The 25,290-nt window shown below is 71.5% G+C and carries 22 protein-coding genes; 8 read left to right on the forward strand and 14 right to left on the reverse strand.

What is annotated here, in order from left to right; genetic code table 11:
• The first annotated feature begins 31 nt into the window (after positions 1 to 31).
• Complete coding sequence (locus DT019_RS30960) at positions 32 to 1,435, forward strand: helix-turn-helix domain-containing protein (protein ID WP_114040284.1); 1,404 nt, start codon at positions 32 to 34, stop codon at positions 1,433 to 1,435.
• Between the two features lie 31 nt (positions 1,436 to 1,466).
• On the opposite strand, the gene argS is transcribed toward DT019_RS30960, so the two are convergent.
• On the reverse strand, positions 1,467 to 3,224 hold the full coding sequence (argS, locus tag DT019_RS30965; protein WP_114040285.1) for an arginine--tRNA ligase: 1,758 nt from the start codon (positions 3,222 to 3,224) through the stop codon (positions 1,467 to 1,469).
• A gap of 157 nt (positions 3,225 to 3,381) precedes the next feature.
• Here argS and lysS point away from each other — a divergent pair, with 157 nt between their 5' ends.
• The gene (lysS, locus tag DT019_RS30970; RefSeq protein WP_114040286.1) at positions 3,382 to 5,109 is read left to right on the forward strand and encodes a lysine--tRNA ligase; all 1,728 of its coding nucleotides are present in this window, start codon (positions 3,382 to 3,384) and stop codon (positions 5,107 to 5,109) included.
• A 141-nt stretch (positions 5,110 to 5,250) separates the two neighbouring features.
• Here lysS and DT019_RS30975 read toward each other — a convergent pair whose 3' ends face one another.
• The 3 genes from DT019_RS30975 to DT019_RS30985 form a co-directional block, all read right to left on the reverse strand.
• Positions 5,251 to 6,546 (reverse strand): DUF2637 domain-containing protein, encoded by a 1,296-nt coding sequence (locus tag DT019_RS30975; RefSeq protein WP_114040287.1) that lies wholly within the window; start codon positions 6,544 to 6,546, stop codon positions 5,251 to 5,253.
• A gap of 104 nt (positions 6,547 to 6,650) precedes the next feature.
• Positions 6,651 to 7,316 carry a DUF3558 domain-containing protein gene (locus DT019_RS30980; RefSeq protein WP_223279852.1) on the reverse strand — a complete coding sequence of 222 codons (666 nt, stop codon included), beginning with the start codon at positions 7,314 to 7,316 and terminating at the stop codon, positions 6,651 to 6,653.
• Between the two features lie 130 nt (positions 7,317 to 7,446).
• Positions 7,447 to 8,283: a DUF3558 domain-containing protein gene (locus tag DT019_RS30985; RefSeq protein WP_114040289.1), complete on the reverse strand. Its 837-nt coding sequence runs from the start codon at positions 8,281 to 8,283 to the stop codon at positions 7,447 to 7,449.
• 201 nt (positions 8,284 to 8,484) lie between these two features.
• On the opposite strand from DT019_RS30985, the gene DT019_RS30990 reads away from it, so the two are divergent.
• Entirely contained in the window at positions 8,485 to 9,678 is a 1,194-nt protein-coding gene (locus tag DT019_RS30990; protein ID WP_114040290.1) for an RtcB family protein, read from the forward strand.
• A gap of 613 nt (positions 9,679 to 10,291) precedes the next feature.
• On the opposite strand, the gene DT019_RS30995 is transcribed toward DT019_RS30990, so the two are convergent.
• Complete coding sequence (locus DT019_RS30995) at positions 10,292 to 11,332, reverse strand: hypothetical protein (protein ID WP_114040291.1); 1,041 nt, start codon at positions 11,330 to 11,332, stop codon at positions 10,292 to 10,294.
• A gap of 604 nt (positions 11,333 to 11,936) precedes the next feature.
• Here DT019_RS30995 and DT019_RS31000 point away from each other — a divergent pair.
• Positions 11,937 to 12,764 carry a helix-turn-helix domain-containing protein gene (locus tag DT019_RS31000; protein WP_114040292.1) on the forward strand — a complete coding sequence of 276 codons (828 nt, stop codon included), beginning with the start codon at positions 11,937 to 11,939 and terminating at the stop codon, positions 12,762 to 12,764.
• Positions 12,765 to 12,845: 81 nt separating this feature from the next.
• Here DT019_RS31000 and DT019_RS31005 read toward each other — a convergent pair whose 3' ends face one another.
• Positions 12,846 to 13,610 carry an SDR family NAD(P)-dependent oxidoreductase gene (locus DT019_RS31005; RefSeq protein ID WP_114040293.1) on the reverse strand — a complete coding sequence of 255 codons (765 nt, stop codon included), beginning with the start codon at positions 13,608 to 13,610 and terminating at the stop codon, positions 12,846 to 12,848.
• A 226-nt stretch (positions 13,611 to 13,836) separates the two neighbouring features.
• Positions 13,837 to 14,172 carry a YnfA family protein gene (locus DT019_RS31010; RefSeq protein ID WP_114040294.1) on the reverse strand — a complete coding sequence of 112 codons (336 nt, stop codon included), beginning with the start codon at positions 14,170 to 14,172 and terminating at the stop codon, positions 13,837 to 13,839.
• A 106-nt stretch (positions 14,173 to 14,278) separates the two neighbouring features.
• Here DT019_RS31010 and DT019_RS31015 point away from each other — a divergent pair, with 106 nt between their 5' ends.
• Positions 14,279 to 15,106 (forward strand): hypothetical protein, encoded by an 828-nt coding sequence (locus DT019_RS31015; RefSeq protein ID WP_147267367.1) that lies wholly within the window; start codon positions 14,279 to 14,281, stop codon positions 15,104 to 15,106.
• A gap of 44 nt (positions 15,107 to 15,150) precedes the next feature.
• On the opposite strand, the gene DT019_RS31020 is transcribed toward DT019_RS31015, so the two are convergent.
• Positions 15,151 to 16,752 carry an FAD-dependent monooxygenase gene (locus DT019_RS31020; protein WP_114040296.1) on the reverse strand — a complete coding sequence of 534 codons (1,602 nt, stop codon included), beginning with the start codon at positions 16,750 to 16,752 and terminating at the stop codon, positions 15,151 to 15,153.
• Between the two features lie 101 nt (positions 16,753 to 16,853).
• Here DT019_RS31020 and DT019_RS31025 point away from each other — a divergent pair, with 101 nt between their 5' ends.
• Together DT019_RS31025 and DT019_RS31030 are read left to right on the forward strand one after the other, a co-directional pair.
• Positions 16,854 to 17,435 carry a TetR family transcriptional regulator gene (locus DT019_RS31025; RefSeq protein WP_114040297.1) on the forward strand — a complete coding sequence of 194 codons (582 nt, stop codon included), beginning with the start codon at positions 16,854 to 16,856 and terminating at the stop codon, positions 17,433 to 17,435.
• A 178-nt stretch (positions 17,436 to 17,613) separates the two neighbouring features.
• Entirely contained in the window at positions 17,614 to 18,027 is a 414-nt protein-coding gene (locus DT019_RS31030) for a MarR family winged helix-turn-helix transcriptional regulator (RefSeq protein ID WP_411292754.1), read from the forward strand.
• A 27-nt stretch (positions 18,028 to 18,054) separates the two neighbouring features.
• Here the strand turns inward: DT019_RS31030 and DT019_RS31035 are convergent, their stop codons facing one another.
• Entirely contained in the window at positions 18,055 to 18,810 is a 756-nt protein-coding gene (locus DT019_RS31035) for a Mut7-C RNAse domain-containing protein (protein ID WP_114040299.1), read from the reverse strand.
• Between the two features lie 103 nt (positions 18,811 to 18,913).
• Positions 18,914 to 19,753: an NAD(P)H-binding protein gene (locus DT019_RS31040; RefSeq protein WP_114040300.1), complete on the reverse strand. Its 840-nt coding sequence runs from the start codon at positions 19,751 to 19,753 to the stop codon at positions 18,914 to 18,916.
• 463 nt (positions 19,754 to 20,216) lie between these two features.
• Here DT019_RS31040 and DT019_RS31045 point away from each other — a divergent pair, with 463 nt between their 5' ends.
• Positions 20,217 to 20,648: a GNAT family N-acetyltransferase gene (locus DT019_RS31045; protein ID WP_114040301.1), complete on the forward strand. Its 432-nt coding sequence runs from the start codon at positions 20,217 to 20,219 to the stop codon at positions 20,646 to 20,648.
• 124 nt (positions 20,649 to 20,772) lie between these two features.
• On the opposite strand, the gene DT019_RS31050 is transcribed toward DT019_RS31045, so the two are convergent.
• The 4 genes from DT019_RS31050 to DT019_RS31065 all read right to left on the reverse strand — a co-directional run bounded on the left by DT019_RS31050 (position 20,773) and on the right by DT019_RS31065 (position 25,251).
• Entirely contained in the window at positions 20,773 to 21,312 is a 540-nt protein-coding gene (locus DT019_RS31050; protein ID WP_114040302.1) for a GNAT family N-acetyltransferase, read from the reverse strand.
• 40 nt (positions 21,313 to 21,352) lie between these two features.
• The gene (locus tag DT019_RS31055) at positions 21,353 to 22,177 is read right to left on the reverse strand and encodes a helix-turn-helix domain-containing protein (protein ID WP_114040303.1); all 825 of its coding nucleotides are present in this window, start codon (positions 22,175 to 22,177) and stop codon (positions 21,353 to 21,355) included.
• Between the two features lie 139 nt (positions 22,178 to 22,316).
• Positions 22,317 to 24,914 (reverse strand): magnesium-translocating P-type ATPase, encoded by a 2,598-nt coding sequence (mgtA, locus tag DT019_RS31060; protein WP_114040304.1) that lies wholly within the window; start codon positions 24,912 to 24,914, stop codon positions 22,317 to 22,319.
• Entirely contained in the window at positions 24,898 to 25,251 is a 354-nt protein-coding gene (locus tag DT019_RS31065; protein ID WP_114040305.1) for an ArsR/SmtB family transcription factor, read from the reverse strand. The genes mgtA and DT019_RS31065 overlap by 17 nt, the downstream gene beginning before the upstream one ends.
• Positions 25,252 to 25,290 lie beyond the last annotated feature (39 nt).

Genomic DNA, 25,290 nt, shown 5'->3' on the forward strand with positions numbered 1-25,290 from the left:
TTCCTGGGATGGCTGGGGAGGGAACCGGGGCATGGCGACAACCGAGTCCGAGCAGCTCGCGGCGCTGCTACGGGAGTTGAAGGACCGCTCGGGACGCAGTTACGGAGTGCTCGCGGGCCGACTCCACATGAGCACCTCCACGCTGCACCGGTACTGCAACGGAGACGCGGTCCCGAACGAGTACGCGCCCGTCGAGCGGCTCGCCCGGCTGTGCGGGGCGACCCCCGAGGAGTCCGTCGAGCTGCACCGGCGCTGGATCCTGGCGGACGAGGCGCGGCGGCGCGCGCGGGGTACGAACCCGGCGCCGACGGCCGCCGAGACGCCTTCCGCGCGCGAGCCGGAACCGGCGCCCGCCGCTGCTTCTCCGGCAGCCCCGGCCGATCGGGGCGAACCGGCCGCTGCCTCCGAGCAGATGGCCGCGGAGCCCGCGTCCGAGCCGGTCGCAGGGACCACGGCCGAGCCCGTGAAAAGGGAGGCGGCCGTCGAACTGCCCGACGTCGTGCCCACCGCCTCGCACGCCCCGACACGTAGGGGCAGGCTGAGCAGCCGCAAGGTGCGGCTCGCGCTGATCGGGGCCGCCGTCGTCGCGCTCGCCGTTCCCGCTGTCGCCGTCGCGAGCCTGTCCGGCGACGACGACAAGAGCTCCACGGTCGCGGACGCCAAGGAGAGCACCCCCGCGCCGAGGACCCCCTCCGGGCACGCGCCGAGCGGCTCGCCCAGCGCCGCCCCGAGCCCGTCGGCTGCGTCGCCGAGCGCCTCGGTGTCCTCCGGCCGCCCGAAGCCCTCGCCGAAGCCGGGATCCGCCGGCGGCGCCCCCGTGAGCGTGGGCATCAGCTCGTACGACTGGGAAACACCGTGCGGCAAGTTCTATCTGCTCGACCAGAAACCCGGCGCGGTGCCGCCGCCCCCGACGAACCTCCAGGACCGGCGCTCCTGGGCGCGGGCGCTCAACGGGGTCGACGGCGAGGCGCTGAAACTCGAGCTGACCGTGACCGGCAAGAGCGCGGAACCGGTGGTGATCACCGGAATCAACGTACGGGTCGTGGGACGCCAGGCGCCCCTGAACTGGACGGCGTACTCGATGGGTACGGGCTGCGGCAGCGGAATCGTCCCGTACAGCTTCGACATCAACCTGGACGCGGCCCAGCCGGTCAGCAAGCCGGTCGCCGGGCAGCAGGCCGACACGAAGATCCCGGCCCGCGACTTCCCCTTCAAGGTGTCCACGTCCGACCCCGAGGTCTTCGACCTGAACGTGTACACCCAGGCGAACGACGTCACCTGGTACCTGGAGGTCTCCTGGACCAGCGGCGACCGCTCGGGCAAGGTCCGGGTGGACGACAACGGCAAGCCGTTCCGCACCAGCGCGGTCAAGGGCCGCCCGGCGTACGAGTACCGCCCGGACACCAACGTGTGGGACCACCTGGAAACCGGGTGAACCAGGCGGCCCCGCACGGGAGTTGGCGATACTAGAGGCGCTCGGGCGTCCGGATGCCGAGCAGGGTCATCCCCTGGGTGAGCGTCCGGGCGGTCAGGTCGCAGAGGAACAGGCGGTTCTCGACCTGGGCCTCGGTGTCGGCCTTGAGCACCGGGCACTGGTCGTAGAACGTCGTGTACAGCGACGCCAGCTGGTACAGGTACGCGGCCAGCTTGTGCGGGGCGTACTCGGCCGAGGCTTCGTAGACGAGGTCGCCGAACGCGTCCAGGTGCAGACCCAACGCCCGCTCCGCAGGGGCGAGTTCGAGCTCCGGGTGGGCGGCGGGCGAGATGTGCTCGGCCTTGCGGAGAATCGACTTGATGCGGGCGTAGGCGTACTGGATGTACACCGACGTGTCGCCGTTCAGCGACACCATCTGGTCCAGGTCGAACTTGTAGTCCCGGTTCGCCGACGTCGACAGGTCCGCGTACTTGACCGCGCCGATGCCGACGTACCGGCCGTTCTCGACGATCTCCGCCTCGCTCAGGCCCACCTTCTCGGCCTTCTCGCGCACGACCGCGGTGGCCCGCTCGGCGGCCTCGTCGAGGAGGTCCTCCAGCTTGACCGTCTCGCCCTCACGGGTCTTGAACGGCTTGCCGTCCGCGCCGAGCACCGTGCCGTAGCCCATGTTGTGCGCGGTGACGTCGTCGCCGAGCCAGCCCGCCCGGCGGGCCGTCTCGAAGACCATCTTGAAGTGCAGCGACTGGCGGACGTCCACGACGTAGATCAGCGAGGTCGCGTTCAGGTCGGTGACCCGGTTGCGGATCGCCGAGAGGTCGGAGGCCGCGTACCCGAAACCGCCGTCGGCCTTCTGCACGATGAGCGGGACGGGCTGGTCGTCCTTGCCCCGGATCTCGTCGAAGAAGACCACGAGCGCGCCCTCGGAGCGCACGGCGACGCCGGACTCCTCAAGGAGCCGCGCCGTCTCCGGCATCAGGTCGTTGTACGCCGACTCGCCGACGATCTCGTCGTCCCGGACCTCCATGTCCAGCTTCTCGAAGACCGAGTAGAAGTAGACCTTCGACTCGTCCACGAACTGCTGCCACAGCTCCAGGGTCTCCTTGTCGCCGGACTGGAGGGCGACGACCCGCCTGCGGGCGCGCTCCTTGAACTCCTCGTCGGCGTCGAAGACCGCGCGGGAGGCCTTGTAGACCCGGTTCAGGTTGCTCATGGCCTGCTCGCCGTCCACGGCGTCGGCCGGGGCCAGCTCGCCGGGGTTCTCGATCAGGTACTGGATGAGCATGCCGAACTGGGTGCCCCAGTCGCCGATGTGGTGACGGCCGATCGTCTGCTCGCCGGTGAAGTCGAGCATGCCGCGCAGCGCGTCGCCGATGACGGCCGACCGCAGGTGGCCGACGTGCATCTCCTTGGCCACGTTGGGCTGGGCGTAGTCGATGACCGTGACGCCCGGGTTCTCCTTCAGCGGCACGCCGAGCCGGTCGTCGGCGGCGCGGGCCGCGAGCGTCTCGATGATCGCGCGGTCGGCGAGCGTGATGTTCAGGAAGCCGGGTCCGGAGACCTCGATCTCCTTGATCGCGTCGCCCTTGACCTCGTCCACGACCTTCGTGGCGAGCTCGCGCGGGTTGCCCTTGAGCTTCTTCGCGAGCGCCAGGATGCCGTTGGCCTGGAAGTCGGCCCGGTCGCTTCGTCGCAGCAGCGGGTCGGTGGAGCCGGCCTCCGGCAGGGCAGCCGAGAGGGCGTCCGCCAGGCGCTGCTGGACAGTGGAAGCGAGGGAATGGACCGAGGCCATGAGGTGCCGTTCCTGTCGGGAGTGAGGACGTTTGCCCCCCGATTCTCCCACGCGGCCTCCTCCCCTTTCTCCCGAGATACGGGCAACCCCCGAGGAGCTCGTTCCGTCTGGGAGAATGGGCATGCCAGCCTCTCCCAGGCATACGAGAAAGAAGGACGTGCCGACCGTGGCTCAGAGCAGCACCGAGACCGACTGGGTCTCCCGTTTCGCGGACGATGTCATCGCCGAGTCGGAGCGACGTGCGCCTGGCAAACCGGTCGTCGTCGCGTCCGGCCTTTCGCCCTCCGGCCCCATCCACCTGGGCAACCTGCGCGAGGTCATGACCCCGCACCTGGTCGCGGACGAGATCCGCCGCCGCGGGTACGAGGTCCGCCACCTCATCTCCTGGGACGACTACGACCGCTACCGCAAGGTGCCGCTGGGCATCCCCGGGGTGGACGAGTCGTGGAACGAGCACATCGGCCGCCCGCTGACCTCGGTCCCGGCGCCGGTCGGTTCGGCGTACCCGAACTGGGCCGAGCACTTCAAGGCCGCCATGACCGCGGCCCTCGCGGAGCTGGGCGTCGAGTACGACGGCATCAGCCAGACCGAGCAGTACACCAGCGGCGTCTACCGCGACCAGGTGCTGCACGCGATGAAGCACCGCGGCGACATCGACGCGATCCTGGAGCAGTACCGGACCAAGAAGGCGCCGGGCAAGAAGTCGCAGAAGCCGGTCGACGAGGCCGAGCTGGAGGCCGCCGAGGGCTCGGGCGCGGCGGCCGAGGACGACGGCACCGGCTCGACGGGCTACTTCCCGTACAAGCCGTACTGCGGCGGCTGCGGCAAGGACCTCACGGTCGTGACGGCCTACGACGACGACACCACGGAGCTGAGCTACACCTGCTCCGCGTGCGCCTTCTCGGAGACCGTGCGGCTCAGCGAGTTCAACCGCGGCAAGCTGGTCTGGAAGGTCGACTGGCCGATGCGCTGGGCGTACGAGGGCGTGATCTTCGAGCCGTCCGGCGTCGACCACTCCTCGCCGGGCTCCTCGTTCCAGGTCGGCGGCCAGATCGTGTCGATCTTCGACGGCGTCCAGCCGATCGGCCCGATGTACGCCTTCGTCGGCATCAGCGGCATGGCCAAGATGTCCTCCTCGAAGGGCGGGGTCCCGACCCCGGCCGACGCGCTGGAGATCATGGAGCCGCAGCTGCTCCGCTGGCTGTACGCGCGCCGCCGCCCCAACCAGTCGTTCAAGATCGCCTTCGACCAGGAGATCCAGCGGCTGTACGACGAGTGGGACAAGCTGGAGGCGAAGGTCGCCGACGGCTCGGTGCTGCCCGCCGACGCGGCCGCCCACGCCCGGGCCGCCCGCACCGCCGCCGGTGAGCTGCCGCGCACCGCGCGCCCGCTGCCCTACCGCACCCTGGCCTCGGTCGTGGACATCACCGCGGGCCACGAGGACCAGACCCTGCGCATCCTCAGCGAGCTGGACCCGGACAACCCGGTGTCCTCGCTCGACGAGGTGCGCCCGCGCCTGGACCGCGCCGAGAACTGGATCTCCACCCAGGTCCCGGCCGACCAGCGCACCCTGGTCCGCGAGGAGCCGGACGCCGAGCTGCTCGGCTCGCTCGACGACGAGGCCCGCGAGTCGCTGCGCCTGCTGGTCGAGGGCCTCGACTCGCACTGGTCGCTCGACGGGCTCACCACGCTCGTCTACGGCGTGCCGAAGGTGATGGCGGGCCTGGAGCCGGACGCCAAGCCGACGCCCGAGCTGAAGGTCGCCCAGCGGTCCTTCTTCGCGCTGCTCTACAAGCTCCTGGTGAGCCGTGAGACGGGGCCGCGACTGCCCACGCTGCTGCTCGCCGTGGGCGCCGACCGGGTGCGCAAGCTGCTCGCCGTCTGACCTGCCGCGGGTCGAAGGGCCGCCACCGATTCCGGGTGGCGGCCCTTCGCCGTGTCGTGGCCCTGACGGTCGTCGGTGCCCTCCCGGCCGTCTGGGGCGAGGGCGCCAAGAAGGACCGGCAGGCCTGATCCTGACGCACTGTCAGGCGATGTGGTCCTCGGTGAGTTCGGCCTCGAAGCGCTGCTTGAACTCCGGGTACAGCTTGCGCAGCACGGCCGAGCTGCCGGGGTAGCTCACGCCGTGGACGTCCGTGAGGTTTATGTCGAGCGCCTCGACGGTCGGGTAGTCGCTGTGCTGGTTCACATAGCGGCGGAAGGCGTCGTAGGCGACGCCCGCGAACTCGGCGAACTCGGCGTCCGTCGGTACGGGTTCCGCGTACGCCTCCTGCTCCTGCGCGGGCTGCGGCCCGGCCGCGCGCGGGCCGGGGACGCCGAGCCGGCGTTCGCGGCCGGGACCCGCCGGGACCATCACGGGCTCCTGGTCCGGGCCCTGCTCGGGCTGGGGCTGCTCCGGCGTGAACGCCGGGTCGTAGGTGCCCTCGTAGACCTCGGGCGAGACGTGCTGGGCGGCGAACCAGGGGCTCTCGTGCGTGGTGGGCTGCTCCGGCCCGGCGTGGGCCTGCTCCTGCGGGGCGGCGGGGGGCGGGGCCTGGAGCGGGGGCTCCTCGGGGGCGGAGTGCGCGTGGGCCGGGGGCAGTTCCGGCTGCGGCTCGACGCGGGCGGCCGCAGGCGGGGGCGGCAGGAGCACCGGGTCCATGCCGGCGGCGGCGAGGCCGGCGGGGGCGGTCTCGGCGAGCGGCACGCCGAACTTGGCCAGGCGCAGCGGCATCAGGGATTCGACGGGTGCCTTGCGGCGCCAGGCGCGGCCGTAGACGGCCTGGAGGCGGGCGCGGTAGACGAGGCGGTCCTGTTCGAGCTTGATGACCTGCTCGTAGGAGCGCAGTTCCCACAGCTTCATGCGGCGCCAGAGGCGGAAGGTGGGGACGGGGGAGAGCAGCCAGCGGGTGAGGCGGACGCCTTCCATGTGCTTGTCTGCGGTGATGTCGGCGATGCGGCCCACGGCGTGCCGGGCCGCCTCGACGGCGACGACGAACAGGACCGGGATCACCGCGTGCATGCCCACGCCCAGCGGGTCCGGCCAGGCGGCGGCGCCGTTGAAGGCGATCGTGGCGGCCGTGAGCAGCCAGGCGGTCTGGCGCAGCAGCGGGAACGGGATGCGCATCCAGGTCAGCAACAGGTCGAGGGCGAGCAGCACACAGATGCCCGCGTCCACGCCGATCGGGAAGACGTAGGAGAAGTTCCCGAACCCCTTGTGCAGCGCGAGCTCGCGGACCGCGGCGTACGAACCCGCGAAACCGATCCCGGCGATCACCACGGCGCCCGCGACCACCACCCCGATCAGGATGCGGTGGGTCCGAGTCAGCTGAGTCGCGGCCACCCGCGTCCCCTCCCCTTGTCAAGCAACTGGCGGGCACAGCCTGGCACATGCGTACGGAGTCCGGCCCACAGGGGAGGGCCGGACTCCGTACGGTGGCGTGAGCGCTACTTGTTGTTCGCGGTGGCCACCGCCGCGACCGCCTCCTTGGCGGTGACGGTGGCGCCGTCCTGGACCTCGTTGGTCTGCGGGGCGTCGGCGCCCTGGTAGCCGGTGCCGTTGTAGTCGACGGTCACCACGGCGTTGGCGGTGCGCACCACCACGACGCCGTACTTGAAGTCCGCGTCGGTCTTCTTCAGGTCGAACGTGATCGCGGTCGCCTGGTCGCCGACCCCGGAGAGCGGCGTGGCCTTCACGTTCTTCGCGTCGGCGGTCGCCTTGGCCGCCGAGACCGCCCGGTCGTACTGCTTCTGGGCCAGCGCGTCGCCGGTGCCGAGGCCCTGCGCGGAGTCGTAGCGCTTGAAGTCGACGTCGAGCCAGCGGTAGAGCGAGCCCTGCACGCCCTTGTCGTCGAGGCCGTTCCAGGTGCAGCTCGCCTGGGACTGCGGGTCGGAGGTCTTGCCGACCTCGCCCGCCTTCGTCTTCGCCTTGGGGACGTACTTGTCGATCGACGCCGGGGTGATCGACTGGCACGCCTCGGGCAGCTTCTTGAACTTCGCCGGGGCGAGGGAGGGCGACGCGGAGGCCTGCGAGCTGCCGGACGCCGTCGCGCTCGCCGTGTCCTTCTTCTTGTCGCCGCCCGAGTCGGAGGAGCAGCCCACTGCGACGAGCATTACAGGGACCGCGGCACAGGCGAGGACACGGGCGAGCCGGATGCGCGGGGCCGGGGCGTGGGCCTTTTCGGGGGTGGCCGGGGCTGATCGGTGCATGATTCCTTCGCTCTTCGTTCTTCGCGCTGGCGCGCTATTCGCTGAACTGCTCGACGAGCTTGCCGGCCAGGGCCTGGGCCTGCTCCTGCAGCTCCTTGCTGTCGGGGACCGCGGCGGATGCCACGGCCTGGGCGGTGTACTCGATGGTCACGATCACATTGGACGTACGGAAGACCACAGTGACGGTACGTTGTCCGGTCGCCGATCCGCCGTCGGTGCCGGACGGGGACGATACGTCGTTGAGGAACGCGGCGTCGCCGAGCCCGCTGAGCCGGCGGGGCTGGACGCCGTCCGCGCCGCCGCTGCCGGAGGGGCTGGGCGAGGCCGGGGCGCCGGTGGGCGAGCCGACCGGGACGGAGGGGGCGCCGGCGGCGGGCGAGACCGAGGAACCCGCGGTCGCGGAGACGGACGGCGCGGGGGCGGAGCTCTTGGGGGCGGGCAGGTTCGCCGCCGTCTCCTTCTTCCCGTACAGCTGCTTGGTCTGGTCGTCGTCGCTCACGGTCGGGTCGTACGAGACGACCCGCTCGAAGTCGACCGTGAGCCTGCGCACACCCTCGGGCGTCTCGTCCTTCCAGCGGCAGCCGACCCGGCGGTCGGTGTCGTAGGTGAGGTCGGCGGTGCCCGCGTACTCCTTGGTGGCGTCGGCCTCCGCGAGGGCGGCCGCGCCGGGCAGCATGTCCTTGAGCGCGCCCTTGTTCACGGCCCGGCAGGGCTCGGGGAGGGTGCGGTACTTGCCGGGCTGCGCGACCGCCGACTTGGGCACGCCCGCCTTGGAGTCGGCGGTGGAGCCGTCGCCGCCGGAGCCCGAAGAGCACCCGGAGGCGAGCGCCACCAGGAGTGCGAGACCAGGCACGTACGCCTTTCGCTGCACGGTTTCCAGGCTCCTTTCAGCGGGACGACGAAGGGAAAAGCAGTTGCCGCCCGTGGGCGGTGGCCGGACACAATGTGTATCGCACGCGCACCTGTGAACGCCGGTCCACTTTCCTGGTTGTGGGTCTTGGCACCAGTTTTTGCCATTCGTGCGGTTCTGGGCGTTGTTTGCCGTTTTCTGCCCTCGGGGGATCAAGGAATTATGTCGTACACGGAGATGCCGGGCGCACGGGTGCCCATCAGGATGTGGACCGATCCGGCGTCCATCGACGCGGGCGCGCTCCAGCAGCTGCGCAACGTGGCCACCCTGCCGTGGATCAAGGGCCTCGCCGTGATGCCGGACGTCCATTACGGCAAGGGCGCCACGGTCGGCTCGGTCATCGCGATGGCGGGCGCGGTGTGCCCGGCCGCGGTGGGTGTCGACATCGGCTGCGGCATGTCCGCGGTGAAGACCTCCCTGACCGCCAACGACCTCCCGGGCGACCTCTCCCGGCTCCGCTCGAAGATCGAGCAGGCCATTCCGGTGGGCCGCGGGATGCACGGCGACCCGGTGGACCCGGGCCGGCTGCACGGCTTCCCGACCTCGGGGTGGGACGGGTTCTGGGAGCGGTTCGGCGGCATCGCGGAGTCGGTCAGGTTCCGCGAGGAACGGGCCGCGAAGCAGATGGGAACGCTCGGATCAGGCAACCACTTCATCGAGTTCTGTCTCGACGAGACGGGTTCGGTCTGGCTGATGCTGCACTCCGGGTCCCGGAACATCGGCAAGGAGCTCGCCGACTTCCACATCGGCGAGGCCCAGAAGCTGCCGCACAACCAGGGCCTGGTGGACCGCGACCTCGCCGTCTTCGTCGCGGACACCCCGCAGATGGCGGCGTACCGCAACGACCTGTTCTGGGCGCAGGAGTACGCGAAGTACAACCGCGCGATCATGATGGCGCTCTTCCAGGACGTGGTCCGCAAGGAGTTCAAGAAGGCCAAGGTGACCTTCGAACCGGTCATCTCCTGTCACCACAACTACGTGGCGGAGGAGCGGTACGAGGGCATGGACCTGCTCGTCACGCGCAAGGGAGCGATCCGGGCGGGCTCCGGCGACTTCGGGATCATCCCGGGCTCGATGGGCACGGGCTCCTACATCGTGAAGGGGCTCGGCAACGCGGCGTCCTTCAACTCCGCCTCGCACGGCGCGGGCCGCAAGATGAGCCGGAGCGCGGCCAAGCGGGCGTTCTCGACGCGGGACCTGGCCGAGCAGACGCGGGGCGTGGAGTGCCGCAAGGACGCCGGTGTCGTGGACGAGATCCCGGGTGCCTACAAGCCGATCGAGAAGGTGATGGACCAGCAGCGCGACCTGGTGGAGGTCGTGGCGAAGCTGAAGCAGGTGGTGTGCGTCAAGGGCTGAGCGGCCGGCTCCGGCGTCCAGGGGTGAGTGCTCGGCTCCGGCTGCTCGGGCTTGCGCGGAGGCGGATCTGACCCTGCTCAGGGACCGGGAGTTGGCACCGGTCCGCCGGGTGCGTGGGACTCCGGGCCGCTGTGAGCCCGGGGGAGCGCGGCCGGGCCGGGGGCGTGAGCCCCCGGCCGCCGCCTCTTCCCGGCCCGCATGCCGGGAAAGCGCCGGAAGGGGCGCGCGGCTGTGCCTTCGGCGAGCCGAGGGCCTGCCGGGCACTGCCCGTATCACGAGGACGTACCGGGGAGGGGTCCGGTTTTGTCCGGGCGGCAGTGGCAGAAGCCGCCCGGTGTCCGCGGGACGCCCGGCAGGGCATCGTCTGCCCATGCCCTGCACTGCCGGTTCTGGCGTACGCGGACAACGTCCTCGTGACAGCGGACGTCAGGCGATCCGGCTTCGTCCCTCCCGGGGCGTGCCATTGATCGTCCTCATTCAGCATGCAGGAAGCGGCGGTTGTTTTCCGCTGAAGATTTATCCGCTGAAAAGCGGGGTGGGAAAAGATCCGGCCCGGTGGGCGGGATATCTGTGGCACGCGGTGGCTGAGTGCCGCCGGTGCCCTGCCGGTGCGTCAGGCCGTGGCCTGGCCGGGGTGGGGCGGGCGGTCGTCGATGAGGCGCTCGTCGGACAGGGCCCACTGATAGGTGAGTTCCTGAAGCGTGGACGCTCCGAACAACTGGCGCAAGGTGTGTACCTCCTTGGAAAGGCTGCGCAGCCCGATGCCGAGGCGCTGGGCGGTGAGCCGTTGCTCGATGCCGCGCGCCATGTCGCGCAGGATCTCGCGCTGGAGCAGCGTCGTGCGCGTCCCCGGCCGGCCTTCCGAGCGGGGTGCGCCGCTGTGCGGATCGCCGTTCCAGGGGTCGGCGCGGCGCCAGCACTCCTCGAAGACCTCGGCGATGAACGCCACCACGGCCCGGTCCCGTACGTGCCAGGAGGCGTGGCCGGGTGCGGAGTTGACGATGTGGTCCGAGATGAATGCCTGCCGCCGGTCGATCACGACACAGCGCTGGAACTGGGTGACCTGGGTACGGAACTGGGCTCCCCGGCCCGTCATCGCGGTCACATAGGCGCGGGTCTCCACGTCCTCGCGGCCGGTGTCGAGGTAGAGGCTGCGGATGTGGACTCCGCGGGCGAGCGCCGCGCGGTCCCGCTCCTCGACGGCCTCCCGCTGGGCGGGGGTGCGCGGGCCGCTGGGCTGTGCGGTGAGCAGCTCGGCGCGGGCCTGGCCGACGGCCTGCTCGATCCGGGCGTTGACGAGCTCGGGCTCGCCGAGGAACTCCGAGCCCCGGCCCGAGCGCCACTTGGCGCGCTCGAAGTGCAGGCTCAGCTCGTCGGTGACCAGCGGGATGCGGGCCGCGAGCGCGGCCTTGGCGGCCATCCGCCGCAGCTCGTCGTCCAGCCGGCGGCGGCCGGCCTCCTGGGGGTCGAGCGCGATGGGCAGGTGCGGCAGATGCGGATCGGTGGTGACCAGGCCCCACTCGGCGAGCTCCGCGAGCGCCGCGGCGTCCCGCTCCGGATCGACGTGCTCATGGCGGGTGACCCGGGCATAGACCTCGACGGCGGCAGGGGACAACGCTCTGGCCTCGGCCGCCCGGCTGTCCGGTTCGCCCATGTCTGCCCCCGTTGCGCCGCTGCGTGTGTGCGCCCTGCGTACGTCCGCACCCCGCTACCGCTTGATCCATGCATACCCCATCGGTCAGCGTACCTGTGGGGTCTCTCCTGGCGGGTGCCTCGGTGGCCACCCCCGAAGGGGGCGGGCACCAAAGCTGTGCCCGGAGGGGGCCGACCGTACCCGACCCGTCCACGAAAGGGCACACCTCGCCAATCACCTCCCGGCCCGCGCTCCGGCCGTGATGGCCGTGGCCGTCCTCGTCCCGCCCGCGGTGACCGCGGTGCTCCCAGCCCCGGACGACTTCGTCCCCGTCCGGGGCCGTCGTGCTGTCGGCGGGCCGTGCCCCCGCCGGGCCGCACCGGCCGAGCGGCGCTCCGCGGCCACCCCGGGCAGCCGGGGAATCGATCCGCTCCGACAATGGGACGTACGACGCCGACAATGGAACGTACGCCGACCATGGACGCGCACCGGCTCGCCCCGGTGCACGCCGAGCACCCGGCCCGGAGCCGATGGCAGAGTCGGGACCGAAAGTCGGGAGCGGCTGTTCCAACCGCGCGGCCAGCGGCGAAGTCGCCGGCCGCCCGTTACCGGGGGAGAACCACAGATGGACAAGCCCGCTCTGCGCTCCCTGCTGCGCGAGCGCCGCGCGCTGATCAAGCCCGAGAGCCACGGGCTGAGCAGGCCCACCCGGCAGGGGCGGCGGGCGCCTGGCCTGTCGCAGGCCCAGATCGACCAGATCCTGCACCGCGCCCCCGACACCTACGGCCGACTGGAGTCCGGCCGCTACCCCAACCCGCCCGCGGACCTGCTGCAGGACGTGGCGCGCCTGCTCGGCATGAACGAGCAGGAGTGGATAGCCCTGTGGCGGTACTGCCTGGGCCAGGACCCACCCTTCCCCCTGCACTCGCAGTCCGGGGAGGAGATCCCCGGCGTGTGGCAGGAGGCCGTCGACGGCATCGGACACATGGCGTACGTCAATGACCGGTCGTGGAACCTGCTCGCCCACAACGAACGCTGGTGCGAGATGTTCCCCGGTGGCCGGGTGCCCCAGAACACCATGCGCTGGATGGCGCTCGACCCCGCGGCCCGGGAGACCCTGACCGACTGGGAGCACTCCTGGGCGCCGCTCGTGCTGCCCCAGCTGCGGGCCGCGCTGGCCGCCGACCCCACCGACCAGACGCTGGCCCAGATCGAGAAGGAGGTCTTGGCGGACCCCCTCGCCGCCGAGATCTACAACCGCGCCAGCGCCTATCTGCACCTCGACGGTGACGAGCGACCCCTCAACCACGCGGCCCAGGGCCCCGGCTGGGTGACGATGTGCGCCGCCCAGCCGATGGCCGCACCGGGCGCCCGCATGATCATTCTGGTCTTCCACGCGGGCGAGAAGCGCCGCCACACGAGGATGCCGATGCTGCGCGCGAAGGTGCAGTAGGGGCGGGTCAGGGGTGGTGGGGGCGGTGGGAGTGCTGCTGGGCGCCCCCGCACCCTCGGGCCGCACCTGGCATCCGGTCGGTTACGGCTCGCGGTGGATCTTGGTGTTGGAGGCCTGGGCGCGGGGCCGGACCACGAGCAGGTCGATGTTGACGTGGCTGGGCCGGGTGACCGCCCAGGTGATGGTGTCGGCGACGTCGTCGGCGGTGAGCGGCTCGGCCACTCCCGCGTACACCTTGGCGGCCTTCTCGGTGTCGCCCCGGAAGCGCGTCGTGGCGAACTCATCCGTCTTCACCATGCCGGGCGCGATCTCGATGACCCGCACCGGACGCCCCACGATCTCCAGCCGGAGCGTCTCGGCGAGCACCCGGGCGCCGTTCTTCGCGGCCACGTAGCCGCCGCCCCCCTCGTAGGTGGCGTGGCCCGCCGTGGAGGACAGGATGACGATCGTGCCGTCGCCCGACGCTTCGAGCGCGGGCAGCAGGGCCTGCGTGAGGTTGAGCGTGCCGATGACGTTCGTCTCGTACATCTGCCGCCAGTCGGCCGGGTCGCCGGTGGCGACGGGGTCCGCGCCCAGCGCGCCGCCCGCGTTGTTGACGAGCACCCCGATGGTGCGGAACGCCGTCGCGAACTCGTCCACGGCGGCGCGGTCCGTCACGTCCAGCGCGTACGCCGTCGCCTGGTGGCCCGCCTCGTTGATCTCGGCGGCCAGCGCCTCGATCCGGTCCTTGCGGCGGGCCGTGAGCACCACGCGGTAACCGGCGGCGGCCAGTTGGCGGGCGGTGGCGGCACCGATCCCGCTGCTCGCTCCGGTGACGACGGCGATCGGGGTCCCGGCGGCAGTCATGTCGTGCTCCTCGCGCGTGTGGTGACCGGCGCTGCGGTCGTGGCTGGGGTGGTCGGCGGCGGCTCGTTCCCAACGCCGGTGACCGATGGGGCTGGACGGTGTGGACTGGACGGTGGGGGACTGGGGGCTGTCCGCGGTTGGACGGTGGTGGTCGAAGGGGTGATCGAAACCGCTACGCGGCCAGGATAGGCGGGCCGGGGCTCGCTCGGGCGGGGCGGGGCGATCTTCAACGGCCCCGCGGGGCGTACATGATCACGGCCATCCCGACCAGGCAGATCAGGGCGCCGGTGACGTCCCAGCGGTCGGGGCGGTAGCCGTCCGCGACCATGCCCCAGGCGATCGATCCCGCCACGAAGACACCGCCGTACGCCGCGAGGATCCTGCCGAACTCCGCGTCCGGTTGGAGGGTCGCCACGAAGCCGTAGATGCCCAGCGCCACGACCCCCGCGCCGATCCACACCCACCCCCGGTGCTCCCTGACACCCTGCCAGACGAGCCAGGCCCCGCCGATCTCGAACAGGGCGGCCAGGACGAACAGGAGAGCTGAACGAGCGACGAGCATGGGATCAGGGTGGCATGGGGCGGGCCGGTGTCCGGGACCGCGTTCGGGGTGGCGTTCCTTGGAAATATGGGGTGAAAGGTACCTTTCGCTCATGGTGGTTCGTGTGATGAGCAGATCGAGCAGAGCTCGCTGGTCGAGCGCGTTCGGCAGGACCCGCGAGGCGAGCACGTTGGGCGGGACCGGCGGGACCGGCAGAACTCTCGGCTCGGGCGGGTTCGGCGGGACGGTCAGGTCGGGCGGATCCCGCGCGTTCGGCAGGACCCGCGAGGCGAGCACGTTGGGCAGGGCGCTCGGCTCGGGCGGATTCGGCGAGAGCGGCAGTCCTCGCGTGTTCGGGGTCGTCGGTGGCCGGGCGGCTCTGCGTCCGGCCGCGGTGCGCGGGACGCTGGCAACGGTCGTCGTCGCCGTACTGGTGGCAGCGACGCTGATCGCCACCGGCACGTCGAGCGGGGCGACCGATGCCGGACGCGGGGGCGGACCCGGCGCGGCGGCACGTCCCGTGCTGTCGGCCGTGACCGCTCCCGATCCGGCCGCGGCAGACGGCGCCCGGGGTGAGGCGGATGTCTCGTATCACGGTCATGTCTCCCTCTGGAACGGCCACGTCGGCGTCTGGCTCGCGACGGCGAACCACGGTCCTTCCCCGGTCTCCGGCGCCACCGTGCGACTCCGGTTCTCCCTTGCCTTCGATCCCGGTGCCACCCTGCCCCCGAGCTGCCTGCGCACCGGCCCCTCGGCGGTGCAGTGCGGCACCGGCCCGATGCGGGCCGCGGGCAACGGCGTCCAACTCGCCCTCGACCTGGCGACCCTGGGCACCCCCACCGAGGTGGGGCTCGACATCGACACCGTCTGGAACGGCGGCATGACCGACCACAATCCGGCGAACAACACCCACCACGTCCTGGCCCCGGCCACCGGCGACCCGTACACCTTCTGACGGCGGCGCCCCAGGGCTTCCCGGGGTGCACCAGTCCGGTGTCCTCACCCCCGCTGCTGGATGACCGCCCGCGGTTGTGCCCGGCCCGTCCAGCGGGTGAGAGCCGCGTGCAACCCCGGCGCGTCCGGGCGGTCGCTCGCCCAGGCCACGTATCCGTCGGGGCGGACAAGGAGCGTGCTGCCGCGCTCGCTCTTCCAGTGGGCGCATATCGCTCCCTCCGGCGCCGGTACCCTGCCGTCCCGGGGTGTCACGAGGACGAACCCGCCGCGCCGCAGCACCTCGTAGAGCCGCCCTTCCGCAAGCTCCACATCGGGGGCGCGCTTCCCGGTCAGCGGGTGCGATCCGCGTTCCGCCGCGTACGAGATGCCGAGGCCGCTGATCATTCCCATCGCCTTGTCGGAGGCCGGTCGTACGGCGTTGAGGAACCGGGTGAGCAGGGAACGGGTGGCCCGTTGGAGGGGGTTGTGGGCCATGGCGAGCCGCACGATCGAGCCGCTGCTGCGCAGCACCATCGCCCCGACGGGGTGCCGCTCCGCCTGGTAGCTGTCGAGGAGCGCCTCGGCGTCGGCGGTGCGGCCGCGCAGCACGGCGGCGAGCTTCCAGGAGAGGTTCGCCGCGTCCTGGAGGCCGGTGTTCATGCCCTGGCCGCCCGCGGGGGAGTGGACGTGTGCGGCGTCCCCGGCGAGGAAGACGCGGCCGACCCGGTAGGCCGGCGCCTGGCGTTCGTCGCTGTGGAAGCGGGAGATCCAACGGGCGTCGTGCATCCCGTAGTCGGAGCCGAGGGCCTCGCGCGCGATCGTGCGGACCTCGTCGAGGTCGACGGGGGCGGTGTCGGGCACCTGGCGCTTCCGATTCCACCCCATGATCCGGTAGTAGCCGTCGCCGAACGGCGCGATGAAGGCGAAGGAGTCGCCCGAGCCGTTGACGGTGAGCATGTTCTCCGGCTCCTCGGCGAGCCGCACGTCAGCCAGCACGATCGAGCGGATCACCGACACCCCGGGGAAGGGCAGCCCGAGGGCCTTGCGGACGCCGCTGTGTACGCCGTCGGCGCCGACCAGGTAGCGGGCCCGCACCCTGACGGGCTGCTCGCAGTCGCCGTCGCACAGCTCGGCGGTCACCCCGGTGTCGTCCTGCTGGAGGCTCAACAGCTCGGCCCCGTAACGGAATTGGGCACCGGCCGACAGCGCGCGCCGTTCCAGTAGCCGCTCCACCTCGTACTGCGGAGTTATCAGCAGGTACGGGAAGCGCGAGCGCAGCCGGGTCAGGTCGAGGGACAGGCGGCCGAACAACCGCAGCCGTTCGATGGTCCTGCCCCGCTTGATCAGTTCGTCCGCCAGGCCGCGCGCGTCGAGCATCTCCAGCGTGCGCGCGTGGACGCCGAAGGCGCGCGTCATGTTGCTGATCCCGTGGGCCCTGCGCTCGACCACGGTGACGCTGAGACCCGCCGCGGCCAGGTCGCCCGCGAGCAGCAGTCCGGTCGGGCCGGAGCCGACCACGAGCACGTCACTGGTCGACGGGGTCTCGGGCCGGATCGTGGCGCGGGCGGCGCCGGTGGAACGCGCGGGGGTGGGCGAACTCGCCGCGCCCGATGGGCTGGTGGGGTCGGTGGAGCGGGCGGAGCCGGTCGAGTCGGTGGTGTCGCGCATGGCTTCCTCCTCGGGGCCAACAGTTGTTGGTCAACGCTTGTTGGCAAATGTAGAACCGCCGAGACTGGCGTGTCAACACCTGTTGGCCTACATTTGTTGGCATGACGACCGAAGCCCCTTCCGGAAGCCCTCGCCGCACCTCCGGCGCCACCAAGGCCGCGATCCTGGAAGCCGCCCGCGAGCGCTTCGCGACCGACGGCTACGAGCGCGCGACCATCCGGTCCATCGCCCGGGACGCGGGGATCGACCCTTCGATGGTGATGCGCTACTACGGGAACAAGGAGGGCCTGTTCGCCGCCGCCTCCGAGATCGACCTGCGCATGCCGGAGCTGGGGAGCCTGCCCGGCAAACACATCGGGGCCGCCCTCGTCGCGCACTTCCTCGACCGCTGGGAGGCCGACGACGTGCTCACCGCCCTGCTGCGGGTCGGCGTCACCAATGCGGCCGGCGCCGAGCGGGTGCAGACGATATTCGCCGAGCAGTTGATCCCGGTCGCCACCGGAGTCTGCCCCGATCCCGACGACGCCCCGCGCCGCGCCGTTCTGGTCGCCTCGCAGATACTCGGCATGGCGATGGCCCGCTATGTGCTGCGCATCCCGACCGCCGTCGCGATGACTCGGGAGGAAGTGGTCGGCTGGCTGGCCCCCACCGTGCAGCGCTATCTGACGGCCGAGCGGCCTTAGGCCCCAGCGCTCAGAAGCCCTTCCGTGGCAGTACGAGGCAAAGCTCTTCCGTGCCAGCACGCGGCATTCCTCTGCGCCGTAGACTTTCTGCATGGCACAGAAGAAGCGTTCGGGCGAGCCGACCGGGCCCGACCGGGACGGGGTCCTGCGCGATCTGGGCGCGGTCTCGCGCCGCTACATGGCCTCGTACGCGCTCTTCAACCAGGCCCTCGCCGACCATCTTGGGCTGCACCCGACGGACCTCCAGTGCCTCAACCTGCTGGGCCTCGAACCCGGGCCCGTCACCACGGGGCGGATCGCCGGGCTCACCGGGCTCACCACGGGGTCCGCGACCCGGCTCGTCGACCGCCTCGAAAGGGCCGGGTATGTGACGCGCCGCCGGGACACCGAGGACCGCAGAAAGGTGCTCGTCGAGGTGGTGCCCGAGCGGATGGCGGAGCTCGGCAAGGTCTGGGGCAGGCTCAACGGCGCCTGGTGGGAGATGTTCGACGCGTACGGGGACGAGGAGATCGCCTTCATCGCCACCCATATGCGCCGGACGGTCGACCTCAGCGCGAGCCAGGTCGAACGCCTCAGAAGCGGCAAGCTCTGACGGGCCCGCCGCGCGACCTCGCCGTCCCTATCCGGCCTGTTCCGCCGGGCAGGGCCCGGCCGTGCCGAACTCGCGGACGGCGTCGTCGACAATCGCCTCAAGACTGGCGTGGTGCGCCCCGCGCCAGTAGACGCGCTCGCAGGAACCGCACTCCGCGAAGACGTCGTACGTGGTGCGCGTGCCGTGTTCCAGGCGCGCACCCACCGATTCCTTGTCGGCCTCTCGTAGGGGTGCGTTGCAGGCGGTGCAGCGCGTCCAGGGCGCCAGGACCGGCGCGAACCGGCTGAGTACGTCCCGGAGTTGCTCGTCGGTGCGGTGGCTGTAGACGTAGGCCCCGGCCCAGAGCTCGCGGCGGTGCAGCAGCCCCCGGTCCCGGGAGAGCATGACGCGCTGCTCCCGAGCGGAGAGCGCGGCGAGTGCGGGGTCGCCGATGTCCTCGCTCTCGTACGCCGCGTCGACACCGAGCAGCCTCAACCGGCGGGCCAGCGTGCCGAGATGGACGTCGAGCAGGAAGCGCAGAGGGGCGCCCGGCACCTGCTGTGGGCGCTCGACGGCGCGCACCTCGATGAATTCGCCCGCCGCCGGAATGTGCGAGACCGGGACCTCGCGTCCGTCGGAGAGCAGCCGACCGGCCTCGGTGAGCGGAACACCCAGCGATTCGACGACGTGGCCGAGGGTGGACACGCCGTCGGTCACCACGGCGCTGCGTCCCTGTCGGCGCTTCGGCGGAACGAAAAGGTGCAGCTCGGGGGCGAAGTCGATCTGGATCTCCGGTCCATTCACGCCGTCAGGATCGCATTCCCGCAGGGGTGTGGGCCAGGCATTTCAGGGCGCGCCCCGGTGTCTGCGCCGGAGCACCGGGGGCTCGCTCTGGTGCGCCGACCCGCTAGGGACGGAAGGCGTCCGCGTTTTCGCGGGCCCAGTCCTCGAAGGTGCGGGCCGGGTGACCGGTCAGCTCTTCGACGACGGGTGTGACGGAGTCGGGCCGACCGTCGCTGGAGGCGAAGTAGCTGAGCAGTGCGTCGGCGATGGCCGGGGGCATGAACTCGGCCGTCGACTCCTTCCAGGCCTGACCGCTCACGGCGTTCACGGTGAGGGGCCGGCCGATCACCTCGGCGAGTATCGCGACCTGCTCCGCGGCGCTGAGGGAGGCGGGCCCGGTGAGGTGGTAGGCCCGGCCCCGCAGCTCGGGCCGGGTGAGCACGGCGAGCGCGGCTTCCGCGATGTCCGCCTCATGGATCGGGCTGGACTGGGTCTCGGGGTAGGGGAGGTCCACGGTGCCGGTCGACTTGATCGCCCAGGCCCACCCCAGGGCGTTGCCCGCGAAACCGCCGGGCTGCAGGAAGGTCGACTGGATGCCGGAGCTCTCCAGGCCTCGCTCGACCGCGCGGTGCATGGCCGCGATGGCGTTGGTGTCGGCGTCGGGCGCGAGGACGGAGCTGGAGGACAGCAGCACGATGTGCTGGACCCCGGCGGCCTTCGCCTCGGAGAGGAACGCCTCGATGTGCTTCGGGTTGGCGTACAGGAAGACCGACTCGACACCGGCCAGCGCGGCCGGGAAGGTCGCCGGGTCGTCGAGGTCGCAGACGACGCGCTCCACCCCCTCCGGAAGGCTCAGCTTGTCCGGGCTCGCGGATGCCGCTCGCACGGCGACGCCGTGCTGGTGGAGCAGCGGGATGAGGGCGGCGGCGACTTTGCCGCGGCTGCCGGTGATCAGAACGGTCATGGTCTAAAAGCCCTTCGTGTCAAGAAAGTTGAAGTACTCCCGCAGTACTGGCCCCTATGGGGCGAGCGTACGTCGCGGGCGGCCGCCGGGGCAGTGAGCTCTTCCGGCGGACCTAGCCGACCGGGCCGCGCTGTCGTGGCGGATCGGCCTGCGGGTGGGGTGGTGCGTGAGGTCATGGGTGGCGCGTGGGGGCTTCCCGACGGCTTCCCCGCTGCCGGCCGCTGGCCTTCAGGCCCTGGGGCAGGCCGGGAGTCCGTGCCACTGCTCTGCGCTGTGCAGAATCTGCGTCACGCAGATAAATATCCAGGAGGGCGGCGCCTGCGTCAAGCGCCTTATTCTTCGGCGCCGGGAAGGCGGCTGAGGGGAGACGGGAGGATGCCTGGGGAAATGCGTGGGGAGAGGCGGATGGCGCGCGGGGGTGGGCCGCGCGGTGGGCCGGAGACGCGGCCTCTACCCTTCCCGCATGAAGATCATTGACCTTGAGCCGGGTGACCGGCGTCTGACGGACGACCTGCTGCCGGTTCTCACAGAACTCCGACCGCACCTCACCGAAGACCTCTTCGCCGAGATCTACGCGGAGGGGCACGCCCAGGGGCTGCGCTTCACCGCCGTCTACGGCGACGACGGGGTCTGCGTCGGCGCCGCCGGGTGGCGGATCATCGTCAACACCGTGGCGGTGCGCAAGCTGTACGTCGACGACCTCGTCACCGCCGCCACCGCCCGCTCGACCGGCGTGGGCCACGCCCTCCTCGCGCACCTGGAGGGCCACGCGAGGGCGGCGGGCTGCACCTCCCTCAACCTCGACTCCGGCACCCACCGCACCGACGCCCACCGCTTCTACTTCCGCGAGCGCATGGCGGTGACCGCCTTCAACTTCAACAAGGACCTGGACTGAGCTCTGGGAAGGGCGGCGGCCCGAAGGAGGTCAACCTCGTCGCCGACAAGGCAGGTTGAAGCGTGACCCTCCGCCTGCCGGGAGCCATGGCCTCCAACTGAGTCAGCTTCTGGCCGAGTTGAGGTCAGCCGCCCGATCCCAGATCGATCCACCAGTCGTTCGACCGGAGCAGCGTGCCCGGCGGGTACTCGAACTCGACCTCGCCGGCGCACTCGAACCCGGCCTTGCGGCAGGTGGCGTTGGAGGCGGCGTGATCGACGGACGGGTAGGCGTGCAGACGACGCGGGCCGCCCGCTGAGCGGGCCGCCTCCACGACCGCCAGGAGCGCCGCGGCGGCCAGACCGCGGCCCTGGTATTCGGGAAGGATGCCGTAGCCCGTCTCGTACACCGCCTCGCCCTGCCATATGCGGGGCCAGTACCCGACCGATCCCACGGCTTCGCCCGTGCCGTCGAGGACGACCTTGAACATGCGCCCCTCGGTGGCGGGGCGGGCGCTCATGGCCGTGTACTTGCCGTGGCGGGCCAGGATCTTCTCCTCGGACTCCGGGCCGCCGAGGTGGTCGGTCATCTCCGGGGCGTTCTTCCTCCGCAGCAGACCGAGGTCCGCGTCGGACCAGGCCTCCAGCCGGACGTGCGGGGGAACTTCACGTGTGGTGTCACTCATGTCCCCGACGGTAGGCGCCGGGTCTGACAACGGCCTCGGATCAGGGGCGGGAGGCCGCCGGGCGCAGGGCCGAGGGCGGTGCGCCCAGCGTCGCCGTGAAGTCCCGTACGAGATGGGCCTGGTCGGCGTAGCCCAGTTCGGCGGCCAGCCGGGCCCAGTCGACGGCGTCGTCGGACTCGGCGTGTTCGAGGGCTTCGTGGATGCGGTAGCGCAGCACGACCCACTTCGGGCCGACGCCCACGCAGGCCGCGAAGAGACGCTGCAGGGAGCGTGCGGACAGACCCGCCTCGCGGGCGAGGGCGTCGACGCGGCGGACCGTGCGGTCGTGGCGGATGCGGTCCACCAGCTCCATCGCGAGCTCCGCCTGGGGGTCGGGCCGCGGATCGAGGCCGAGCAGGAAGGCGTCGAGGGCGGCCACGCGGTCCTCGTCCCGGTCCGGGGAGAGGACCGCCGTGGGGTCGGCCCCGGGGAAGACCGGGTCCGCGGGAATGACCCGGTCCGTCCACTGGGAGACGGGGAAATCCGGTGCGAAGGGCCGGAAGCCGCCGGGGCGGAACTGGATCCCGCACACCCGCCCGCGCCCCGACAGCTTCCGGGTGTCCAGGGCGAGCCCGACCCCCGCGAGCTCCAGGAAGTCCGGGCGGCCGTCGTCATACCGCTGGAAGACCACGTTGACGGAGGGGTGCGGCACCACATGGGAGGCGTACGGCCGGGGGAGATCCCAGTCGATCAGCCAGTAGTGCTCCAGATAGGGGCGCAGCGCGGGAGCCGGTTCATGGCGGCGGAACCGCACGTGCGCGAAGAGGTCGGAGGCGTCGACAATGCCGCGCGTGTCGCGTCGCGGGCCGGGACTCTGCGCTGACATGGCCCGATCCTATGGAGCGGTTGCCCTTGAGGAAGCGGCCACCTCTTGAAGAGGGTGCGGCTCTGTTCTGTACCGGGCACCTCTTTAAGAGGTCGTCGCTCCGGTCTTCAAGAGGTCGTCGCTCGGGCCCTGCAGTGTCTCAGGGGGCGGCCGTCCGTCGGGTCCGCCGGGTGAGCCAGTGCAGGGCACCCGCGTACAGGGCGAGCACGAGGGCGAGCAGCGGGTAGTACGCGGGCGGCAGCGCGGTCATGCCGATGAGTGGGCCGAGGGGCGACAGGGGCAGCAGCAGACCGGTCAGCGCCAGAATGCCGGCGGTGACCGGGACCTTGCCGCCGCGTCCCGTGCGCAGCAGAACCATCACCAGGGCCTGGGTCAGCAGGTTCTCGGTGAACCAGCCCGCGTGGAAGGCGGTTTCGGCGCGGGTGTGGCTGACCGCCCAGACCAGCACGGCGAAGGTCGCGAGGTCGGCGGCGGCGTTGAGGACGCCGAACCCGGTGACCGTGGCGAGGACTTCACGCGGACGCAGCTTGAGCGGCCGCCGCAGCGCTCCGGCCTGGGGGCGGTCGTAGGCGAAGGCCAGTTGCGCGGCGTCGAAGCACAGGTTCTGGACCAGGACCTGGGACGGCAGCATGGGCAGGAACGGCAGCAGCAGACCGGCGGTCAGCATGGCGATGACGTTGCCGAGGTTTGAGGAGAGTGTGATCCGCAAATAGCCCGCGATGGTCGCGCCGCAGCCGCGGCCCGCCACGATGGCGTGGTCGAGGGAGGTCAGATCCTTGGCGGCGAGTACGACGTCGGCCGTCTCGCGGGCCACGTCCACGGCCTCGGGCGGGCAGATGCCGACGTCAGAGGCGCGCAGCGCGGGCAGGTCGTTGACGCCGTCGCCGAGGAACCCGGTGACGTGCCCGCGTTCCCGCAGGACCCGTACGACCCGGGCCTTCTGCTCGGGGGAGCAGCGGGCGAAGACAGTAGTGCGGTCGGCGAGTTCGCCCAGTTCGGTGTCGCCGAGGCCGTCGAAGGAGGCGGCGGTGACGACCTCGCCGGGTTCCAGGCCGAGTTCACGGCAGGCGCGGGCGGCCGTGCCGGGGTGGTCGCCGGTCAGCACTTTCACGGCGATGCCCCGGTGGAGCAGTGCGGAGAGGGCGTCGGCCGCGGTCTCCGCCGTGGCGTCGCGCAGCCCGACCAGGCCCTGGAGGGTCAGTCCGCGCTCGTCCTTGGTGGTGTACGGGCGGGTGGCGGCGGGCCGTTCCGCGAGCGCCACCGCGAGGACACGGAGCCCGTCCGCGGCGAGGCGATCGGCGAGCGCGACGGCCCGCTCGCGTTCGTCGCCGGTCAGCGCGCACCGCTCCAGGACGTCCTCGACGCCGCCCTTGACCACCAGGGTGTGGCGGCCGAACCGGTGCGGCGTTCTGACCACGGCGGTGGACAGGCGGCGTACCGGATCGAAGGGCAGGACGGTGACCGCGTCGTACTCCAGGGCGTCCAGGCCGTCGGGGAAACGTTCCTCGGCGGCGTCGAGGAGGGCTTCGTCGAGTGCGTCGGCGCTGGGCAGTTCGGCGAGCTGCACGGTCCACAGGCTGTTGACGGCGGCCCAGTGCAGTACGGAGTCGTCGGGCGTGCCGGACGCGTCGAGCGCGCAGTCCAGGACCGGCCGGTCCTGGGTCAAGGTGCCCGTCTTGTCGAGGCAGACGACGTCGACGGCGCCCAGGTCGTGCAGCGCGGGCAGCCGCTTGACGATCACCTGGTGCGTGCGGGCCAGCGCGGACGCGCCGCGCGCGAGGGTGGTCGTCACGATGACCGGCAGCATCTCCGGCGTGAGCCCGACCGCCACCGCCACCGCGAACGGCAGCGTCTCCAGGCCGCGCCCGCGCAGCGCGGCATTGGCCATCAGGACCAGCGGCGGCGTGAGCAGCATGAAGCGGATCAGGATCCAGGAGATTCCGTACACCGACCGGTCGAAAGCGGTCGTGCGCCGGTCGTTCCCGGGCAGTTTGTCGGCCCTCGCGAACCGGGTGTCGCCGCCGGTCGCGATCACCACGCCGGTGCCGCCGCCGGAGGCCACGCTGCTGCCCTGGAAGCAGACCTCGGGCCGGTCGAAGTCCTGCGCGTCGAGGGCGAGAGGCTGTGCCTCGGCCGACGAGAGCCGCGCCGACGGCTCGTCCACCGGGTACTTGGGCACCGGCGCGGACTCCCCCGTCAGCGCGGCCTGATGCATCGTCAGGCCGGTGGCCCGCAGCAGGCGCAGATCCGCCGGTACGAGATCGCCGGGCGCCAGGCGCACCACATCGCCCGGGACCACCTGGTCCACGGGCACCTCGCGCGGGACCGGCGCCGCCTCCTCGTCCGACCTGCGCAGCACGGTCGCGGTGCTCGCCACCAGCTCCCGCAGGCCCGCCGCCGAACGGTCGGCGCGGTGCTCCCCGGCCGCCCGCAGCGCACAACTCACCACTACGAGCACCGCGATGACCGCCGCCGTGGCCCAGGCCGCGACAGCCGCCGAGACCAGGGCGAGGCTGGCGAGCACGGCCGTGAACGGGTCGCGCAGGCTGCGCAGAAAAATGATCGGGAGCGAGGGAACTCGGCGCGCGGGAAGGACGTTTTCCCCATACCGCAGGAGTCGTTTCTCGGCCTCGGACTCCACCAGCCCCCGAGGGCCCGAGCCGAGGGAACGCAGCAGCTGCAGAGGAGTGCTCCTTGACAACTGCAGAGAAGAGATCCGCTCAGGCGCCCAGGTCACGGACGAGTCCCGACGGTCCCGGCAGCTTCACGCCCTCGCCCAGCCGGGCGACCAACCAGCGCACCATCTGAGCCACATCGGGGTCGTCGACGAGATATACGACCCGGCGTCCCTCCCGCCGGGACCGCACGAGCCCCGCGAGTTTCAGCTTCGCCAGATGCTGACTGACGGCCGGCAGCGCACCGCCGACCCTCTCGGCCAGACCCGACACATCGGACTCGCCGTGGCTCAGCGTCCACATGATGTGCAGCCGCGCGGGCGAGGCAAGGAGTCCGAAGACCCCCGCTGCCTCGCCGAGCACCTCGGCCGACGGGTCGGTGCCGCTCGTCGTGGTCACCGTCGTCTCCCGTCTCCTGGATGTGGTGGCTGTTCCTGT

The organism is Streptomyces sp. SDr-06 (genome assembly GCF_003324565.1).
GTDB lineage: Bacteria > Actinomycetota > Actinomycetes > Streptomycetales > Streptomycetaceae > Streptomyces.

Bases quoted from the DNA above. Each gene is read 5' to 3' on its own strand.
- DT019_RS30995 (WP_114040291.1), bottom strand. From the start codon at position 11,332: ATGGGCGAACCGGACAGCCGGGCGGCCGAGGCCAGAGCGTTGTCCCCT.
- DT019_RS30980 (WP_223279852.1), bottom strand. From the start codon at position 7,316: ATGCTCGTCGCAGTGGGCTGCTCCTCCGACTCGGGCGGCGACAAGAAG.
- DT019_RS31050 (WP_114040302.1), bottom strand. From the start codon at position 21,312: ATGAGTGACACCACACGTGAAGTTCCCCCGCACGTCCGGCTGGAGGCC.
- DT019_RS31040 (WP_114040300.1), bottom strand. From the start codon at position 19,753: ATGACCGTTCTGATCACCGGCAGCCGCGGCAAAGTCGCCGCCGCCCTC.
- DT019_RS30990 (WP_114040290.1), top strand. From the start codon at position 8,485: ATGTCGTACACGGAGATGCCGGGCGCACGGGTGCCCATCAGGATGTGG.
- DT019_RS31000 (WP_114040292.1), top strand. From the start codon at position 11,937: ATGGACAAGCCCGCTCTGCGCTCCCTGCTGCGCGAGCGCCGCGCGCTG.
- DT019_RS31015 (WP_147267367.1), top strand. From the start codon at position 14,279: ATGAGCAGATCGAGCAGAGCTCGCTGGTCGAGCGCGTTCGGCAGGACC.
- DT019_RS31045 (WP_114040301.1), top strand. From the start codon at position 20,217: ATGAAGATCATTGACCTTGAGCCGGGTGACCGGCGTCTGACGGACGAC.
- DT019_RS30960 (WP_114040284.1), top strand. From the start codon at position 32: ATGGCGACAACCGAGTCCGAGCAGCTCGCGGCGCTGCTACGGGAGTTG.
- argS (WP_114040285.1), bottom strand. From the start codon at position 3,224: ATGGCCTCGGTCCATTCCCTCGCTTCCACTGTCCAGCAGCGCCTGGCG.
- DT019_RS31025 (WP_114040297.1), top strand. From the start codon at position 16,854: ATGACGACCGAAGCCCCTTCCGGAAGCCCTCGCCGCACCTCCGGCGCC.
- DT019_RS31030 (WP_411292754.1), top strand. From the start codon at position 17,614: ATGGCCTCGTACGCGCTCTTCAACCAGGCCCTCGCCGACCATCTTGGG.
- DT019_RS31010 (WP_114040294.1), bottom strand. From the start codon at position 14,172: ATGCTCGTCGCTCGTTCAGCTCTCCTGTTCGTCCTGGCCGCCCTGTTC.
- DT019_RS31005 (WP_114040293.1), bottom strand. From the start codon at position 13,610: ATGACTGCCGCCGGGACCCCGATCGCCGTCGTCACCGGAGCGAGCAGC.
- DT019_RS31055 (WP_114040303.1), bottom strand. From the start codon at position 22,177: ATGTCAGCGCAGAGTCCCGGCCCGCGACGCGACACGCGCGGCATTGTC.
- DT019_RS31020 (WP_114040296.1), bottom strand. From the start codon at position 16,752: ATGCGCGACACCACCGACTCGACCGGCTCCGCCCGCTCCACCGACCCC.